We start from the raw sequence: 16,995 nt of genomic DNA, 5'->3' as shown, positions 1-16,995 counted from the left end.
CTGAATAAGAAAGGCAGTCCGAATGACCCGTGAGGAACGACAATTGCGCGAGGCTGTTATCGCCAAGTGCCGATGGATGAACGCGTCGGGACTCAACCAGGGGACATCAGGCAACATCTCCGCGCGCTACAAGGACAGGATGCTGATCACGCCGTCGGCGACCCCTTATGATTCGATGAAGCCGGAGATGATCGCGTCGATGCCGCTCGAGGGCGACTATGGCGCGTGGGAGGGGCCGCTGCAGCCGTCCACCGAATGGCGCTTCCATCTCGACATCACGCGCGCCCGCCCCGATGTCGGCGCCATCGTTCACACCCACTCGACCTATGCGACCGTGCTCGCGATCGCGCGCAAGCCGATCCCGGCCTGCCACTACATGATGGCGGCATTCGGTGGCACCGACATCCGCTGCGCCGGCTACGCGCGCTACGGCACCAAGGAATTGTCCGACCATGCGATCGCGGCGCTGGAGGGCCGCAACGGCTGCCTGCTCGCCAACCACGGCATGATCGCGCTCGGCGCCAATCTCGACAAGGCGATGTGGCTCGCGGTCGAGCTCGAGACCATCGCGCGGCAGTATTACCTCTCGCTCGCGCTCGATTCGCGCATCATCCTGACCGACGAGGAGATTGCCGATACCGCGAAGGGGTTCTCGACCTATGGCTTGCAAGCGCCAAAGCCGAGCAAGGCGCGCGCTGCGGCAAAGGCGGCACCGCGCCGCGCCGAGAAACGGCGTAGCAGCAAGCGATGACGGGCACTGCGCCGGTCGCAGGCACAGATCACGGGTTGGTCGATATCGCGGTGATCGGCGGCGGCATCAACGGCGCCGGCATCGCCCGCGACGCCGCTGGCCGCGGGTTGAAGGTGCTGCTGTGCGAGAAGGATGATTTCGCCGAGGGCACCTCGTCGCGCTCGGGCAAGCTGATCCATGGCGGCCTGCGCTATCTCGAATATTACGAATTCCGCTTGGTGCGCGAGGCGCTGATCGAGCGCGAGGTGCTGCTTGCCTCCGCCCCCCACATCATCTGGCCGATGCGCTTCGTGCTGCCGCATTCGCCGGAGCAGCGGCCGGCCTGGCTGGTCCGCACCGGGCTGTTGCTCTACGACCATCTCGGCGGCCGCAAGCAGCTGCCGGCGAGCCGCAGCCTGGATTTGTCGCGGGCCCCGGAGGGCGCGCCGCTGCATCAAGAGTTCCGGCGAGGTTTCGAATATTCGGACTGCTGGGTCGATGACAGCCGGCTGGTGATCCTCAATCTGATCGATGCAGCGCAGAACGGTGCCCGCATCCTGCCGCGCACGCGGGCGGTGCGCGCGCACCGGGACGGCGAGCACTGGCTGCTCGAGATGCGGAGTGATGACGGGACGGCGCAGGTCGTGCGGGCGGGCACGCTGGTCAACGCCGCCGGGCCGTGGGTGCAGGATGTCATCCAGGGCGTGGCGGGACTGAATTCCGCCCAAAGCGTGCGGCTGGTCAAGGGCAGCCACATCGTGGTGCCGAAGTTCTGGAATGGGCCGCAGGCCTATCTGCTGCAGAACACCGACCGCCGGGTGATCTTCGTCAACCCCTATGAGAATGATCTCGCGCTGATCGGGACCACCGACATTCCCTATCAGGGCCGGGCCGAGGAGGTCGCGATCGGCGAGGACGAGACGACCTATCTGTTGCAGGTGCTGCGCCGCTATTTCCGCACGCCGCCGCGGGCGAGCGAGATCGTGCACGCCTTCTCCGGCGTGCGGCCGCTCTATGACGACAATGCCGACGATCCGTCGGCGGTGACGCGCGACTATGTGTTCGAGGTTCACGGCGCCGAGGGTGCGCCGCCGCTGCTCTCGATCTTCGGCGGCAAGATCACCACCTATCGCCGGCTGGCCGAGCAGGCGATGCAGCGCCTCGCGCCGTGGTTTCCAAAACTGCCGCCGGCCTGGACCGCGACCCGGCCGCTGCCGGGCGGCGACATCGGCGGCAGCTTCGATGATTTCTCCCGCGCGCTGGCGAGCGACTATCCCGATCTGCCGCAAAGGCTGATTCATCACTATGCGCGCCTCTACGGGACGCGCGCGCGTGAGTTGCTGGGCTCGGCCCGCATCGTGGCCGATCTGGGCCGGCATTTCGGCGGCGACTTCTATGAATGCGAGGCGGCATATCTGCGCGCGAAGGAGTGGGCCAGGTTGCCCGCCGACTTCCTGGATCGGCGCACCAAGCATGGCCTGCATTTGACGCCGACGGAGCGGCTGGCGTTCGAGAGCTACATCTAGGACGGCATCCGCATCGAGGTGAAGACCTGTTGTGATCTGGCCGGTCGATCCATGCCCCTACTTGTGCCAGTGCAGCGGAAGCTCTTCGCGATCCTCACCGGTCTCGATGCAAAGGGAGGCGATCGGCCGATCGAATCGGTCCGGATCGATTGGATCAAGCTGATCCGAATATCCGGTTGGCTGCAGTTCTAATTCTGCCGGGCGGGCGACAGCCCCGTGTCGCCGCCCATCGCTAAGGATAGTCCACGGAGTGATGTTCGTCACGGAAAAGTCGGGGATAGGAACGAGAATCTATGGCGAGGAGCTTGTACTTGCCGGTCAAGCTTGCGCGCCTGCTGTATATTTGGTGATGCATGGGGTGGCGCCGTCCTTGCCCTGGTGATGCATGCGATGATTCCGGTGCCGCTTGAAGGAGGCTGGATGGTCGCGGTATTCCCGTCACCGACCTCCGCTCGCCGAGTCTTTCGTTCGACTTGACGGGCGCAATGGTTTCATCCGGAATAGCCGCTGCCGGTATTGGCTTACACAACCCTTTGGCGAAACAAATGATGCTCAGCGCAGACGTGTCCAGCATACTGGACCGCATTCTCGATGCGGCAACCGACAACCTCAGGTTCGCGAAGATTCTGATTCAGATCGGTCTCGATCCCAATGACGTGACCTGGAACGCCATCTTCAGCCGCCTGCTGGAAATCTTTCTGCACAACATCACCCTGGCAAACATGTTCGCCCTGGTCGGCGCGACCTTCTTTGTCGCCACCCTTCTGACGCAGACCATGGTCCCGCTCCGGGTCGCCAACATGATCGGTTGCGTATTCTTTGCCATCTTCGGCGCGCTCACTGGAGCCATCACGACGTTTCTTCTTTATCTCCTGATGGTTCCGATCAACGCCTACCGCCTTCACCAAATGCTCGCTCTGGTGAAGAAGGCGCGCACGGCGACACAGGGCGACATGTCGATGGAATGGCTCAAGCCATTCATGAGCCAGCGCAAGTACCGCAAGGGCGATACCTTGATGAAGAAGGGTGACGCAGCCAACGAAATGCTGCTGACGGTTACCGGAAAATTCCGGGTTGTCGAAATCAACGTCGATGTTCCGCCGGGACGCCTGATGGGCGAACTCGGCTTCCTCACACCCGACAACCGCCGGACCGCGACCATCGAATGCATCGAGGATGGGCACGTTCTGGCCATCACCTATGAGAAGCTGCTCGAGATCTACTTCCAGAACCCGCAGTTCGGCTATTATTTCCTTGTCTTGACCAGCCAGCGCCTGCTGGAAAATCTCGCGCGGGCCGAAGCCATCATCGCGCAGAACAAGATCGCGGTGCAGTCCGCGAGCTGACGGCGAAAAGCACGAATATCCCGATGATCGAGGGAGGCGTGCCTTTCGGTCCCGAAGCCGAAGGTCCACTCGTCCGCTGGCACATCAGCGCAGTTGGTGAGAGTGGACGCCGCTTACCCACGGAGAAGGGAGCGGCGAGCGGCAGGCGTTCCGCGCGGTCCGGTCAAGAGCCGTCCATGGCGGCCAAATCGGGCAGCGGATTCCAAAGTCCGAAGCGTTTCCAGTTTTTCCCGACGCTCGGCACAAAAAAGCCCGGGCGGCGAAGCCCGGGCCTAAGTTGTTTCCTATGATGTCGGGTATGCCCGATAGTCTAATCGTAAACCGCCCGGTTCCATATGACCAGAGCAATTGCCAGTTTTTCCCGAAATTCGGATGCCGTTGTGAGTGCTCTAGCCCGAACAGTACCGAATTTCGGCCTGGCAGGCATAGCGGCCAAAAGAAGAGGGCCCCAGCTATGGGCACAAGCTGAGGCCAAGTTGGTGGTTTTAGTCGTCAGGCGTTCGTGATCCGCCTCAGCGGCAACCTATGCGAATGGACCGCCCATGCATGGTACAGCGCGTCACGCCAGCGACAAGCTGGGCTACACGCATAGGCCTATGTGAGATCGGGATAAATCGGCAATTGGCCGAACAGGCAACCAGCTCGAGCCGATGTGAGAATTGCGCCCCGGGGGCTGCCCCCGGTAGCGCCAAGCCGAGCTTCCGAGTGGGAACGGCTCCGGCAACGTCCGGGGCTAGCAGGGCCAACGCGCCGGAGCCGTTCTCAGCGCCCATCCAAGAGCGCTATGCATGGTATCGGGAAAAAGTGGTAACGGAAAACTGCCCACGCGGACTACCCCAGAAGTGGGCTCGGGCTAGCAACCGCCGTCCGCGCCATATCTAGGCGGACGGCGTGTTTGCTTCCGATTGCCGCTCGCGAGCGATCCAAAAGACAGCGGCTCGGCGAGGGTACAAACGGAGAGCCGGGACATTGAGGCGCGATGAGATTGCGGCGAACGCCCTCGGTACTGGCCTCATATGCCCCCAGAAGTGCTGGGGCCTTCTTGTCCAGCATCCGGCGAACAGATCGTTCGGTGTAGATAGGATGTTTTTCCTTGGCGCCAGGAGCCGGGTACGGGCGCCGGCTATTGTTGCGAAGGGAATTCCAGCGCGTACAGGCATTGCCTGAGCTCCGCCTCGAGCTCACGGATGTGTTTGGCGGTCGGGTCGTCGGTAAATTGCTTCGCTAGCTGGCGGCAATGCGCAAGCTTCCGCTCGATTTCCAATTTTTCCCGGTCTCGCTCCATGCCCATTCACGACTTCATGCAAATTTAGCACGCCTCTAGAGCGTCGATCATGCAAGCGCTTCAGTCAAGTGTCGGCGCAACTGCAGCGTAGGAAACTATGCCCGCGCAGTCCGGGGCCAAATGATCTCGCCGAGATGCAGAATTGCGTAATCGCCAGGCGGCACGCTCTCCACCTTGGAAAGCGCTTCAGCGAACGAGGCGAACGGCTCGAGCAGGTTTCGATACATTCCGTTGATCCGTTGCAATACAAGGAATGGAAATTCGTCGTTGACTGGTGTGTCGAATGACTTTTCTGAAGGCGCGCACGGGCGGCCCCACCGCATAAAGGCGATCTTGCCATCTGGGGCAAGTTTCAACGTGGCCATCATCAGCTCGTTGCGAGCGACATAAGAGATTGAAGCCCCATCATGCTCGGGCATGATGTCGTGCACCTCGATCGAAGCGCCACAGTCGCTAAACCGTTCTGGCCAAAACGCCCTCAACGGCTCTTTCCCGACTATCGTCTCGGAAACACACCAAGTGCATTCGAGAATAGCTTCGTCTCCGAACAATGACATGAGAGTATCGAGGTCACGCGCGCGGTAGGCATCAAGCCAGTCAATCGCGGTGGCCATTGGGTCAACGGACATGTTTAATCACCAAAATGCCGAGTAACTTTTTTATACCATTTCCGCGACGCCGCCTATCCTGAAAAGCCCCGGTCTGATGGCAAGCGGCTCGGTCGGCCCCGATCGTCAAGTAAGGTCTATTTCGACGGCGATCCGCACCAGGTCCGAATGGTTCTTTGCGCCGAGTTTCTGCTTAAGCAGGGACGTGGTGTTGGCGACGGTCTTGTAGGAGATATTGAGCATCTTTGCGACGTCGATGATCTTGCTGCCGCGGCTGAGCAGCCGCAGGATTTCCAGTTCGCGTGCTGACATCTGCGAAGCGGGATTGGCTTTGATCGCGCCCCTGGCAAATGCAACCGCCTGCGCAAGGTGCGGCGAAATGAACCGTTCACCGGCGGCGACCATGCGCACCGCCTTGACGAACATGCGCGGATCGTCGCTCTTGGAGAGATAGCCCTGTGCGCCCATCTCTGCGGCCCGCACCACAAATGCCGGATCGTCGTTCATGCTGAATACAATGATCCGGGCGTCCGGATCGCCTTTGCGGATCCTGCGCAGCAGCTCGAACCCGGATACATCGGGAAGCTTGATATCGATGACAGTCACATCCGGCCGGTTCTGCAGGAAGGCCCGATGGCCGGTCTTGGCGTCGACGGCTTCGTCGACCGTCACAGTCTTGTCGGAGGCGAACAGGGATCGACACCCCGACACCACCACCGGGTGGTCATCGACGATCAATACTCTCATGTTTGCTCCGCCTTATCGCAAATAGCAAATGTCGATAGAAAATCGAATGTGTACTGAAAACGCCATCAATATGAGGTCTAGCCTAGCAAGATTGGAGTAACTCGCAAACTACCGCGCGAGAGAGCCGTCGGCTTAAGGTTACTCGCTGCGGAAGGGCTGGAGCTTCATTCGCGGCTGACAAGCAAAGACCTGTTCGGCCGCATGACGGCGAGTATGCGACCAAGAGAGTCCTGCTCGTGGTCATTTGCCGCACAGTACGCTATGGGAAAAAGCGGCAGAGTCTCGTGGGAGAAAGTGGCAAATATTTCGGGGAAGAAGTGGCAGCCACCTTCAAAAAGATCTTCGAAATGGTCTGCTAAGGTGTGTCGCGCTCGCAACGTCTCGATATTTGCCTTGAGCATCGGACGCACTTGGACTTCACGGCGTAACGAATTCGCTGTCTAATACTGGCGGACCCGCAGCGGCGATTTTTATTTCCAAGATGTTCATTTGAAATCGGGTTCAGGAGGCCGCTGTCCGGTTTGGCGGCCTCCTCATTGCTCCTTTGATTTGCAAAGGCGCCATCGATGCATGCTGCGTCGATCGGGCTGCATCACGTTGTTGTTTGCGAGGGCAAAATGATTGAAGAACGCAAAGCATATGTTGCATTCGGAGTCGATCCAGCGGGCATTGCATGCGCAACCTACGAACTTCGCTGCGCTAATGACGAAGAGGCGAAACGGCGGGCGGAGGATTATCTGGATGCGCACGAGATCATCGAGTTGTGGATAGATGTCAGGCGCGTCGCTCGTTTGAAGCGCAGTTGAGTGTTGACGTTTTTCGGCAGGCACAAGCGAAGCCTGTCAGGCGTGAGCTTCGGGCGTGCCTATTGTAGGACGCGGTTTTGCATCGCGAACGGCGAGCTTCGGAAAATTGTCGAAAGGGCCGGGGATTTCGCGGTAGCTGTCCGCAAGGAGCTCGAAACCAAGCCGTGACGAGGGGCCAGGAAGCGGCCTGGAGTGCGCACGGGAAGCTCGTTGGGCGGCCGGCCGGCGTGGTGACAGGTCCGTGATATCCCAGTTAACGCACGATGAGATGATCAAGCGGAAGCCCGCAGCGGACCATGGTCAGGCCCCCCTCGCGGAGCAGTCTCAATTTTCCGTCGAGCGCACGTACGCGTTCATGCATCCCGGTCAGGCCTCTGCCGAACGTCAGATCCGGCGGCAGACCAATTCCGTCGTCGGATATCTCGATCTGAATCTGATCGCCGTTGATGGTCGCCGCGACGCTCATCGTGCTCGCCTGCGCGTGTCGAAGTACATTTGTCACGCCCTCCTGGATCACGCGATAGCTGGTTTGCGAGAGTAAGCCGTCGAGCTCATTCAAGCGATGGTCGATACGAGAGATCACGTAGAGGTCGGGAGCCTGGGATTGAGCATCGCGCAGCAGCGCCTGCACGCTGGCGGTTAATCCCAGTTCCGCAACGTAGATCGGGCTCAGGCCCTCCAGCACGCGCCGATTCGCCTGTTGCAGGGCCTCCGCTGCGCTGAGTATGCCGTATACCGGGGAACCAGGTTCGGGGGGATCCTCTGCCTCGGGGTCGGACAGCGCCGTGGCGTTGGCGCGGATCGCGAACAGAAGCGGGCCCATCTCGTCATGCAGCTCCCGCGCCAGGTCTCGGCGCTCGTCGTCCTGCACCGCGACGAGTTTGCGCAGCAGGTCCCGATTGTCGCGGCTGAGGCGCTTTAGCGTCGCTGCAAGCTCATTGGCCTCCGCACAGCTCTTGCTAATCTCGGGCGGCCCGGCCAACGGAATCGCCGAATCGTAGACGCCGCTTCGCATTCGGGTCAATCCGGCTCCGAGTTGCTCCAGCGGGCGAAGCGCCGTGCCTGCCGTAAGATAGGCGCTGAGTCCGGCAACTAGCATCAGCGCTATGCTCGAAGCGGCGAGGGCCAGGAAACCCACCCATTTTTCGAGGATCTCGGCTGAGAGGTCAGGTCTGAACACGATGTCACCGACATGCGTCGTTCGAATTGTGATCGGGTGGGTCGAGCCGAGCTCGGGAATCTGCAGCAGTGCGGTGAACCAGGCGGGAACGTTGCCATGATAAATGTACGAGCTGGTACGTTGCCCCTCGGTGCCCGGCGGCACAAACGCGATGGGGGCAGGCAACCGGAGCGCGCCTGCGAACGCGTCGAGCGTTTCGCGCGGATTGTTAGCGGCTGCAAGAGCAGCGTTCAGCGCATCAGCCACAAGCTGGGCGGAGCGCGCACCCTGGGTGTTCTCGTCCTTGAACTGCTCGGGTGAGAAAGTCTGCAAGGCGAGGCCCCCGAGCAGCAACGCGCCGACAGCCATTGCCGCCATGGGCAACAACAGTCGTGCGCGAAGGGAGAGGCGATTCCACAATCTGGACACTTCAGGCTCCGTTCGGCGATTCTTCTCTTTCAATTCCCGCGCGAAGTTCTATGTAGGCAGAGGAGGCAGCAATGCAGGATACGGCCAAATTAGCCACAAGGGTATTGATCGTCGACGACCATCCGGTGGTAGTGTCGGGCTGTCGCTCGCTGTTCGCTTCCGACAAGACGGTGAAGATCGACGACGCTGCCGATGCCAAGACCGGTCACCGAGCCTTCATGCAGAAGCGGCCGGACGTGACCGTCATCGATATCAAGCTTCCCGATGTGTCCGGGTTTGAGCTGCTGCGCAAAATCCGCAAGGTTGATCCGGACGCCCGCATCATCATGTTCAGCATGAATGACGATCCCGCATTCGTGGTGCGGGCCGTGGAGATGGGCGCTCAGGGCTACCTCTCCAAGAGCGACGATCCACGCATGTTCGTCAAGGCGGTGCGCAAGGTTGCAGCCGGCGAAAGGTTCATTTCGCCGCACCTCGCGGAGGCGATCGCCTTCGCCGGCGCCGCAATCAAGGCCAACCCGGCCTCGCAGATGTCGGCGCGGGAGCTGGAAATCTTGCGCTTGCTCGGCCGCGGCGACAAGATTGTCGAGGTCGCATCGGTGCTTGGCATTTCGTATAAGACCGTCGCCAACACCACCTCGCTGCTCAAGCAGAAGCTTGGCGCGAAGAGCCACTCCGACCTGGTGCGGATCGCCGTCGAAATGGAGCTCGGCTGACTTGCGCCCGACAACGGGAAAAACGGCAAGCGTACGTTCTTGACGGCTCTCTCACCAAAGAAAGAGGCCGCCTGCCCGGGGCGCAAACTACCAGGTGGTCCACGTGTCGCCGCGCCAATAGCCGCGACGCTCCTGTTCGCGGAAGGCGAACCGCTCGTGCGGCCCTCAGTGCCTGGCGGGAAAAATGTGCAATTCGCGCGGGAACTACTGGTCGCCGCGGCGATTAATGATCCGTGTTAAGGCACACAATCAACTTCCCCAAAGGGCTCCGGCGCAGTTCCCCGGCTGCGCCGGAGCTAACTTTTTCGGCTCGTGGCGGTGCGCGCGCGGGTCTTAGCCGCGCGCCAATTGCCGTACCGGCCAAATTTGATGAACGACTAAGTCGGCGGCATTGCCTCAGGCACCGCCCGGATCGAAGAAGCTAAGGCTTTGGTGCCGGCTAGCGCTGGGTCCGGAGCTGCTGTGTGGCCGGTATCGCGACGTTCTTTGCCGCCCTCGATTCCGCGAACAGGCTGGATGTCACGATCAGCGCAAGTGAGAACACCGCCACCACAGACATGCATGCGAACTGATCGCCAACGCCCATCTCAGCCACTCCGTTTGCTCCGGTCGGTGAACGTGGCGAGAACCAGTTCGTTCCTAAATATCGGGAATAATCGGCAATACTCGCGCTCGCTGCGCTACGAGCAATGAGGGGCCGGCAAGATATCATTGGTGGGCCCGGCAGGACTCGAACCTGCAACCAGACCGTTATGAGCGGCCGGCTCTAACCATTGAGCTACAGGCCCCGCCGCCTTGCGGGCCGCGGGGGCGGCCGGCAACGGTGCGGGCTCCGTTTACAGGGTGCATAGGGTTTCGGCAATGCCGTCCCCGATCCGCCCATGGTGGCCGTCGACGCCTCAGTCCACCGAGACGCCGGCGAACTCCACGACCTTGCGCCATTTCTCGGTCTCGTCGGCTACCAGTTTGCCGAATTCCGCCGGGGTCATCGGTTTCGGGATGCCGCCGACCTCGGTGAGCCGCGCCACGAGCTTGGGGTCCTTCAGGGCCTCGCCGACCGCCTTGTTGAGCGTGTCGACAATCTCCGGCGGCGTGCCCTTCGGCGCCGAGATGCCGTAGAAGCCGACCGCCTCGAACCCCGGCACGGTTTCGGCGATCGCGGGCACATCGGGCACGCCGGGCCAGCGCTGCGGCGAGGTCACGCCGAGGGCGCGGACGCTGCCGCCGCGCGACTGCTCGAGCGCCGACGGCAGATTGTCGAAGATCAGCTGCACCTTGTTGGAGATGATGTCAGGGAAGGCGATCGCCGATCCCCGGTAGGGCACGTGCTGCATGTCGCACTTGGTCATCGCCTTGAACAACTCGGCCGACATGTGCACCGAGGTGCCGTTGCCGGACGAGGCGTAGGCGATCTTGCCCGGGTTGGCCTTGCAGTAGTCGATGAACTCCTGAACGGTCTTCACCGGCATCGCGTTCGAGACCACCAGCATGTTGGTGAGCTGCATGATGCTGGCGACCGGGGTGGTGTCGCGCAGGAAGTCGTAGGGCAGCTTCTTGTAGAGCGAGGTCGAGATCGCGTTATTGGGCGCGACGAACAATAGCGTGTAGCCGTCCGCCTGCGAGTTGATCGCCGCGGCGGCTGCGATGTTGCCGCCGGAGCCGGCGCGGTTCTCGACCACGAATTGCTGGCCGAAATGATCCGACAGCCACTGGCTCATGATGCGGGCGACGATGTCGACCGGGCCGCCGGCGGCAAAGCCGATCAGCCAGCGCACCGGCCGGTTCGGATAGTCGGACGCGGACGAAGGGGCGACCGAGGCAATGCAACAAATCAAACCAAGCAACGCAGCACGCGCGAACAGGAACATCGTCTCTCCCGTCATTTTCTTGTGACTGTTGCCGTCATGGTTTCACAAAACGCTCGCTTTGCCTACGACCTCGCCCGTGCGACGATAGTCGGGCTCACGTGCAATGCTTGAGGCTCGGGATGAAATTCGCTGTTATGATTTGCGCCGGCGCGCTGCTGCTCGCGGGTGGCGCGGCGGCGCAAGAGGGGGGCAAGACCATTTCCAAAACCACGATCAGTTTCGCCACGGCGACGCCCGGCGGCGGCTTTCCGCTCTATGGTAATGCGCTTGCCGAGGTCATGAACGCAGCCGACCCGACGCTGTCGATCGAGCCGCGCAACACCAAGGGCTCCAACGAGAACATTCCGCTGCTCGAAGCCGGCAGCGTCGACATCGCGACCGTTGCGGGCGAGCCGTCGTATGAGGCCTTCATGGGCATCGGCCGGCCGAAGGCCACGAAGCTGAAGATTCTCACCGCGATGTATTCGAGCCCGGGCATGTTCGTGGTGCGCGCCGACAGTCCCTACAAGACGATCCAGGACCTGGTCGGCCAGTCCGTCGCATTCGGCGCCAAGGGCTCCGGCCTGCCGATCCTGTCGCGCTATATCCTCGACGGCATCGGGCTGAAGCAGGACGAGGATTTCAAGTCGATCTATCTCGATCGCGCCGGCGACGGACCCGCGATGGTCGAGGATGGCCGCGCCGCGGCGCTGTGGGGCGCCGGCATCGGCTGGCCCGGCTTCACCAAGATGGCCGAGAGCGCGACCGGCGCGCGCTTCATCGCGCCGACCGCGGACGAGATCGCGCGCATCCGGGCCAAGCACACTTTCCTGAAGCCGCTGACGATTCCCGCCGGCAGCTATCCGAAGCAGACGACGGCGATTTCCTCGGTCGGCTCCTGGAGCTACATCCTGGTGCGCGAGAGCCTGCCCGAGGATGTCGCCTACCGGCTGGCGAAGACGCTGCATGGCGTCGAGGCCGATTTCTGCAAGAAGCTCGCCCAGGCTTGCGAGACCACGGCTGCGAACACCGTCGCCGCCGCGCCCGATATCAATCTGATCCACCCCGGCGTGCTCAGATATTTCCGCGAGATCGGGGTGGCGAAGTGACCTTTGCGTAGACGCGCCATCGCGCCTATGTCCAAAGGTCATTCCGGGGCGATGCATTAGCGCCCGCGCCCGGAACGACTGCTGCGCAGTTACTTCTTCACCATCGAACATGCCGGGTCCGGAGGTCCGAACGCATCCTCGCCCGAGATCTTGGCCAGGATCTTGTAGTAGTCCCACGGATACTTCGACTCGGCCGGCGTCTTGACCTGGACCAGCCAGAGATCGTGCACCATCAGATTGTCCTCGCGCAGCTTACCGTTGCGGGAGAAGAAGTCCTCGACCGGCTTCTCGCGCATCTTGGCCGCGACCTTGAGCGGATCGTCGGTGCCGCTGTCCTTGATCGCGTTCAGATAGGCGGTCACCGAGGAGTAGACACCGGCCTGCCACATCGTCGGCATCCGGTTCATCTTGGCGAAATAGCGCTTCGACCACTCCCGGGTCTTGTCGTCCATGTCCCAGTAGAACGAGGTGGTCAGCAACAGGCCCTGCGCGGCCGACAGCCCGATCGAGTGCACGTCGGTGATCAAGGCCAGCAGCGCGGCCATCTGCTGCCCGCCGGCGAAGACACCGAACTCTGCGGCGGTCTTGATCTCGTTGGTGTTGTTGGGCGGGCCGCCGGCGATGCCGATGATCTTCGCCTTCGAGGCCTGCGCCTGCAGGATGAAGGACGACAGATCGGGTGTCGCAAACGGCGGCCGCACCGCGCCGAGCACCTTGCCGCCGTTCTTGGTCACGATCGCCGAGGCGTCCTTCTCCAGCGAATGGCCGAACGCATAGTCGTCGGTGATGAAGAACCAGCTGTCGCCGCCGCGCTTCACCACCTCCTGCGCGGTGCCGACCGCGAGTGCGCGGGTGTCGAACACCCACTGCATCGCGTAGGGCGAGCAGAACTTGCCATGGAAATCGGTCGCGCCGGTCGAGTGGGTGATGAACAGCTTCTTCTTCTCGTTGGCGATGTTCTGCACCGCGAGACCGACCGCCGAGACCGGCACGTCGACGATGAGGTCGACCTGATCGACGTCATACCAGCGCCGCGCGATGGTCGCGCCGATGTCGGGCTTGAGCTGGTGATCGCCGACGATCACCGTAACAGGCTTGCCGAGCACCTTGCCGCCGAAATCGTCGACCGCCATCTGCGCGGCGGTGACCGAGCCCTGTCCGGTCGGCGTCGAAGCCGGGCCGTTCATGTCGGTCAGCACGCCGATCTTGACGATGTCGTCGGATACCTGCGCCGAGACGGTCGAGGAGGCCAGCAGCGCGGCTGCGAGCGTCCCGAACATGGCTAGTCCTTTGGCGTTCATTCTGTCTCCCTCCTGATCTGGCGCATTGGCCATTATGGTTGTGCCGGGTCTCTGGAACCCGGTGATATTGGTTTCTTTTGCAACTATTTCGGGGGCCGCGTCAACGCGCCATCGGTCTAATGGCGGTGCCCCGGCACGGCCCAAGCCGGTTTCTTTCGGGGCCGATTCAGTCCATAGCGGGCCATGGTCACCGCCCAGCGCCTTCCGGCTTCGCTCACCCCGCTCGATGCGACGCTGGCCGCCATTCTGCGCGACCTCGCCCCCGTCGAGCCGATCGAGCTGCCGCCGGGCGAGGCCCTGCGCTGCATTGCGGCCGAGATGCCGGCCTTGCGCACCTATCCGCCGCACGATGTCGCTGTCTGCGACGGCTGGGCGATGCTCGCCAATGATTTGGTCGGCGCCTCCTCCTATGCGCCGCTGGCGCTGGCCGCGCTCCCGGTCTGGGTCGAGCCCGGCGCGGCGATGCCTGACGGCACCGACTGCGTGGTCGATGCCGACGCCGTCGACACCTCCGGTCCGCTTCCGCAGGTGCTGGCCGAAGCCATCCCGGGGCAGGGTGTCCGGCGTGCGGGCAGCGACATTGCTACCGGGCGCAGTGTGATCGCAGCAGGCGAGCCGCTGCTGCCGCGCGGTCTGTTGCTCGCACGCGCGGCCGGGCTGGAACTGTTGCGCGTGCGACGGCCCCGGCTTCGCATCGTCAACATCGCCAACGGTGAGCTCACCGCGCAGCTGATCGCTGACACTGCGAGGCTTGCCGGCGCTGCGGTCGACTGCACCGACGCAGCGCCGGATGCCGTGGCGATTGCAGAGGCACTCGACACAGTCGACGGCGACCTAATCGTCACAATCGGCGGCACCGGCGTGGGTCGCACCGATGCCGCGGTGGAAGCACTGGCGGCGCAGGGCACGCTGATCGCGCACGGCATTGCGCTGCAACCCGGGCGCACCACGGCGGTCGGCCGGATCGACGCGACGCCGGTCGTCGCCTTACCGGGCGCGCCGGATCAGGCTTTCGCAGCCTGGTGGGGCATCGCACTGCCGGTGCTCGATCGCCTGTCTGGCCGGCGCCCGCGCGCGACGCTGGCACTGCCGCTGGAACGCAAGATCGCCTCAGGCGTCGGCATTGCCGAGGTCGTGCTGCTGACGCGTCAGCATAGTTCCTGGTCCGTGCTTGCGATCGCCGAGCTGTCGCTCGACGCCATCGCGCTGGCCGAAGGCCTGCTGATCGCGCCCGGCGGCACGGAGGGCTTCGCTGCGGGCACGGTGGTCGATGCCTATATGTTGCGGGAGTGAGTTCCCGAGATGACCCGTATTTTCACGCCGAAACCCATCCCGTCCGTCGAGCAGGACCAGTTCCTGACCATCCTGTCGCGCGAGGAGGCGATCGCGCGCTTCGAGGCGGCGCTGTTTCCGCGTCAATTGCCGTCCGAGACGCGGCTGCTCGCCGATGCGCTCGGCCGTGCGCTGGCTGAGGACGTGGTGGCGCCGATCGACGTGCCGCCGTTCGATCGCTCCAATGTCGACGGCTTTGCCGTGCGCTCGGCCGATCTTGCGCGGGCAAGCGAGGGGACGCCGGTGCAACTCACGCTGACCGACGAGACCATCGCCTGCGGCATCGCGCCGACCCGGCCGGTGCTCCCGGGCACCGCGACCGCGATCGCGACCGGCGGCCCGGTGCCGCGCGGTGCGGATGCGATCGTGATGGTCGAGCACACCCAACCCGTCGGCCAGGCCGGCGGCAACGGCGCGATCGAGGTCCGGCGCGCGGCGTCGCCCGGGCAGTTCGTGTCCTATGCCGGCTCCGACATCGCGCGCGGCGAGGCGCTGCTGCGTGCGGGAACGATCATCGGCTCGCGCGAGATTGGCATGCTCGCGGCCTGCGGCATCGCCGAGGTCCTGGTGACTCGCCGCCCGCGCGTTGCGATCCTGTCGACCGGCGACGAACTGGTGCAGCCGGGCGAGGCGCTGCGGCCGGCCGCGATCTACGACACCAATGGCGCGATCGTCACGGCGGCGATTGCCGAGAACGGTGGTGACGCGGCGTTCCTCGGCGCAATCGCCGACAATGAGGCGATGCTGGACGCCGCGATGCGCAAGGCGCTGGCGGACAGCGACATGCTGGTGCTGTCGGGCGGCACCTCCAAGGGCGCAGGCGACGTCTCGCACCGGATCATCGGAAGGCTCGGCAAGCCCGGGATCATCGCGCATGGCGTGGCGCTGAAGCCGGGCAAGCCGCTGTGCCTTGCGGTCTGCGACGGCAAGCCGGTGGTGATCCTGCCGGGGTTTCCGACCTCGGCGATGTTCACCTTCCACGACATGATCGTGCCGGTGCTGCGGCGAATGGCCGGCTTGCCGCCGCGCTCCGATGCCAAGGTCGCGGCGAAGGTGCCGGTGCGCATCGCCTCCGAGCTCGGGCGTACCGAGTTCGTGATGGTGTCGCTGGTCGAAGGCGCCGACGGCCTGATCGCCTATCCGAGCGGCAAGGGCTCGGGCGCGATCACCTCGTTCGCGCAGGCCGACGGTTTCCTGAAGATCGAGGCGCTGGCCGATCAGCTGCCGGCCGGCGGCGAGGCAGAGGTGACGCTGTTCACGCCGCATGTGCGGGTGCCGGATCTCGTCATTGTCGGTAGCCACTGCACCGGGCTCGATCTCGTCACCGCGCCGCTGGCACATGCCGGGCTCGTGGTGCGTTCGATCGCGGTCGGCAGTCTGGGCGGGCTCGCGGCCGCCAAGCGCGGCGAATGCGATGTCGCCCCGATCCATCTGTTCGACGACAAGACCGAGACCTACAACACGCCGTATCTCACTGCGGGCCTCGAGCTCGTGCCGGGCTGGCGGCGCATGCAGGGCATCGTGTTCCGCAAGGACGATACGCGTTTTGTCGGCTTGAGCGCCGAGCAGGCGGTGCGCGCAGCGCTCGCCGATCCCGCCTGCATCATGGTCAACCGCAATCTGGGCGCCGGCACCCGCATCCTGATCGACCGCCTGCTCGCTGGCCATCGGCCCGACGGCTACTGGAATCAGCCGCGCTCGCATAATGCGGTCGCGGCCGCGGTGGCGCAGCATCGCGCCGACTGGGGCATGACGATCGCGCCGGTCGCGAACGCCTCCGGCCTCGGCTTCATCCCGCTTGCCGAGGAGCATTATGACTTCGCACTGGTGACGGCGCGCAAGCAACGGCCTGCGGTGCAGGCTTTTCTCGACGCGCTGGCGTCGGAGGAGGGCCGCGCTGCGCTGACGGCGGCGGGGTTCAGGCCGGCGTAGACGGTCGTCGTTGGTGCCAGCATGTGTATGGCTCGCGATTGCCACAATCACCCCTGTCGTCCCTGCGAAAGCAGGGACCCATACGCCGCGGCGGATGCTGTTGTCGGGACTCGTCGTTCCAA

General features: G+C 63.4%; 15 protein-coding genes and 1 tRNA gene. 8 read left to right on the top strand and 8 right to left on the bottom strand.

Annotated elements, in window-relative coordinates; all coding sequences use genetic code 11:
- Positions 1 to 22: 22 nt before the first annotated feature.
- The 3 genes from CK489_RS38610 (at position 23) to CK489_RS38595 (ending at position 3,602) form a co-directional block, all read left to right on the top strand.
- A complete protein-coding gene (locus CK489_RS38610) occupies positions 23 to 751 on the top strand; it encodes a class II aldolase/adducin family protein (protein ID WP_198961128.1) in 729 nt (242 codons plus the stop codon).
- The gene (locus CK489_RS38605; protein ID WP_050626683.1) at positions 748 to 2,256 is read left to right on the top strand and encodes a glycerol-3-phosphate dehydrogenase; all 1,509 of its coding nucleotides are present in this window, start codon (positions 748 to 750) and stop codon (positions 2,254 to 2,256) included. Before CK489_RS38610 ends, CK489_RS38605 begins: the two co-directional genes overlap by 4 nt.
- Positions 2,257 to 2,801: 545 nt before the next feature.
- On the top strand, positions 2,802 to 3,602 hold the full coding sequence (locus CK489_RS38595; RefSeq protein ID WP_095735994.1) for a Crp/Fnr family transcriptional regulator: 801 nt from the start codon (positions 2,802 to 2,804) through the stop codon (positions 3,600 to 3,602).
- Positions 3,603 to 4,725: 1,123 nt separating this feature from the next.
- Here the strand turns inward: CK489_RS38595 and CK489_RS41610 are convergent.
- From CK489_RS41610 to CK489_RS38585, 3 genes are all read right to left on the bottom strand, one after another.
- A complete protein-coding gene (locus tag CK489_RS41610) occupies positions 4,726 to 4,893 on the bottom strand; it encodes a hypothetical protein (protein ID WP_157860877.1) in 168 nt (55 codons plus the stop codon).
- An 89-nt stretch (positions 4,894 to 4,982) separates the two neighbouring features.
- Complete coding sequence (locus CK489_RS38590; RefSeq protein ID WP_143278316.1) at positions 4,983 to 5,516, bottom strand: nuclear transport factor 2 family protein; 534 nt, start codon at positions 5,514 to 5,516, stop codon at positions 4,983 to 4,985.
- 105 nt (positions 5,517 to 5,621) lie between these two features.
- Positions 5,622 to 6,242 (bottom strand): response regulator, encoded by a 621-nt coding sequence (locus CK489_RS38585; protein WP_050626686.1) that lies wholly within the window; start codon positions 6,240 to 6,242, stop codon positions 5,622 to 5,624.
- Between the two features lie 617 nt (positions 6,243 to 6,859).
- On the opposite strand from CK489_RS38585, the gene CK489_RS38575 reads away from it, so the two are divergent.
- Positions 6,860 to 7,048 (top strand): hypothetical protein, encoded by a 189-nt coding sequence (locus CK489_RS38575; RefSeq protein WP_050626767.1) that lies wholly within the window; start codon positions 6,860 to 6,862, stop codon positions 7,046 to 7,048.
- A 253-nt stretch (positions 7,049 to 7,301) separates the two neighbouring features.
- On the opposite strand, the gene CK489_RS38570 is transcribed toward CK489_RS38575, so the two are convergent.
- Complete coding sequence (locus CK489_RS38570; protein ID WP_349626979.1) at positions 7,302 to 8,636, bottom strand: histidine kinase; 1,335 nt, start codon at positions 8,634 to 8,636, stop codon at positions 7,302 to 7,304.
- 71 nt (positions 8,637 to 8,707) lie between these two features.
- Between CK489_RS38570 and CK489_RS38565 the strand changes: the two genes are divergently transcribed.
- Positions 8,708 to 9,352 carry a response regulator transcription factor gene (locus CK489_RS38565; protein WP_050626689.1) on the top strand — a complete coding sequence of 215 codons (645 nt, stop codon included), beginning with the start codon at positions 8,708 to 8,710 and terminating at the stop codon, positions 9,350 to 9,352.
- A 439-nt stretch (positions 9,353 to 9,791) separates the two neighbouring features.
- Here the strand turns inward: CK489_RS38565 and CK489_RS41605 are convergent, their stop codons facing one another.
- The 3 genes from CK489_RS41605 to CK489_RS38555 form a co-directional block, all read right to left on the bottom strand.
- Positions 9,792 to 9,947, bottom strand: coding sequence for a hypothetical protein (locus tag CK489_RS41605; RefSeq protein WP_157860878.1), 156 nt, complete (start codon positions 9,945 to 9,947; stop codon positions 9,792 to 9,794).
- Between the two features lie 117 nt (positions 9,948 to 10,064).
- Positions 10,065 to 10,140, bottom strand: a tRNA-Ile gene (locus tag CK489_RS38560).
- A 111-nt stretch (positions 10,141 to 10,251) separates the two neighbouring features.
- Positions 10,252 to 11,220, bottom strand: coding sequence for a Bug family tripartite tricarboxylate transporter substrate binding protein (locus CK489_RS38555; RefSeq protein ID WP_245350716.1), 969 nt, complete (start codon positions 11,218 to 11,220; stop codon positions 10,252 to 10,254).
- Positions 11,221 to 11,339: 119 nt separating this feature from the next.
- Here CK489_RS38555 and CK489_RS38550 point away from each other — a divergent pair, with 119 nt between their 5' ends.
- Entirely contained in the window at positions 11,340 to 12,308 is a 969-nt protein-coding gene (locus tag CK489_RS38550; protein WP_095735990.1) for a TAXI family TRAP transporter solute-binding subunit, read from the top strand.
- Between the two features lie 89 nt (positions 12,309 to 12,397).
- Here the strand turns inward: CK489_RS38550 and CK489_RS38545 are convergent, their stop codons facing one another.
- On the bottom strand, positions 12,398 to 13,609 hold the full coding sequence (locus tag CK489_RS38545) for an ABC transporter substrate-binding protein (RefSeq protein WP_050626712.1): 1,212 nt from the start codon (positions 13,607 to 13,609) through the stop codon (positions 12,398 to 12,400).
- A 183-nt stretch (positions 13,610 to 13,792) separates the two neighbouring features.
- Here CK489_RS38545 and CK489_RS38540 point away from each other — a divergent pair, with 183 nt between their 5' ends.
- Together CK489_RS38540 and CK489_RS38535 are read left to right on the top strand one after the other, a co-directional pair.
- Positions 13,793 to 14,902: a molybdopterin-binding protein gene (locus CK489_RS38540; RefSeq protein ID WP_095735989.1), complete on the top strand. Its 1,110-nt coding sequence runs from the start codon at positions 13,793 to 13,795 to the stop codon at positions 14,900 to 14,902.
- A gap of 9 nt (positions 14,903 to 14,911) precedes the next feature.
- Positions 14,912 to 16,873, top strand: a complete 1,962-nt coding sequence (locus tag CK489_RS38535; protein WP_095735988.1) for a molybdopterin biosynthesis protein — start codon at positions 14,912 to 14,914, stop codon at positions 16,871 to 16,873.
- The last annotated feature ends 122 nt before the right edge of the window (positions 16,874 to 16,995 follow it).

The organism is Bradyrhizobium sp. UFLA03-84 (genome assembly GCF_002289535.1).
GTDB lineage: Bacteria > Pseudomonadota > Alphaproteobacteria > Rhizobiales > Xanthobacteraceae > Bradyrhizobium > Bradyrhizobium viridifuturi.
Note: the sequence above shows the minus strand (reverse complement) of the source record. Positions and strands in the feature narration are given on the sequence as shown.

What these genes read in the sequence shown, in the direction of transcription:
- CK489_RS38555 (WP_245350716.1), bottom strand. Translation starts at nt 11,220, where the DNA reads ATGTTCCTGTTCGCGCGTGCTGCGTTGCTTGGTTTGATTTGTTGCATT.
- CK489_RS38540 (WP_095735989.1), top strand. Translation starts at nt 13,793, where the DNA reads ATGGTCACCGCCCAGCGCCTTCCGGCTTCGCTCACCCCGCTCGATGCG.
- CK489_RS38545 (WP_050626712.1), bottom strand. Translation starts at nt 13,609, where the DNA reads ATGAACGCCAAAGGACTAGCCATGTTCGGGACGCTCGCAGCCGCGCTG.
- CK489_RS38535 (WP_095735988.1), top strand. Translation starts at nt 14,912, where the DNA reads ATGACCCGTATTTTCACGCCGAAACCCATCCCGTCCGTCGAGCAGGAC.
- CK489_RS38550 (WP_095735990.1), top strand. Translation starts at nt 11,340, where the DNA reads ATGAAATTCGCTGTTATGATTTGCGCCGGCGCGCTGCTGCTCGCGGGT.
- CK489_RS38565 (WP_050626689.1), top strand. Translation starts at nt 8,708, where the DNA reads ATGCAGGATACGGCCAAATTAGCCACAAGGGTATTGATCGTCGACGAC.
- CK489_RS38605 (WP_050626683.1), top strand. Translation starts at nt 748, where the DNA reads ATGACGGGCACTGCGCCGGTCGCAGGCACAGATCACGGGTTGGTCGAT.
- CK489_RS38610 (WP_198961128.1), top strand. Translation starts at nt 23, where the DNA reads ATGACCCGTGAGGAACGACAATTGCGCGAGGCTGTTATCGCCAAGTGC.
- CK489_RS38575 (WP_050626767.1), top strand. Translation starts at nt 6,860, where the DNA reads ATGATTGAAGAACGCAAAGCATATGTTGCATTCGGAGTCGATCCAGCG.
- CK489_RS38595 (WP_095735994.1), top strand. Translation starts at nt 2,802, where the DNA reads ATGATGCTCAGCGCAGACGTGTCCAGCATACTGGACCGCATTCTCGAT.
- CK489_RS41610 (WP_157860877.1), bottom strand. Translation starts at nt 4,893, where the DNA reads ATGGGCATGGAGCGAGACCGGGAAAAATTGGAAATCGAGCGGAAGCTT.
- CK489_RS38590 (WP_143278316.1), bottom strand. Translation starts at nt 5,516, where the DNA reads ATGTCCGTTGACCCAATGGCCACCGCGATTGACTGGCTTGATGCCTAC.
- CK489_RS38585 (WP_050626686.1), bottom strand. Translation starts at nt 6,242, where the DNA reads ATGAGAGTATTGATCGTCGATGACCACCCGGTGGTGGTGTCGGGGTGT.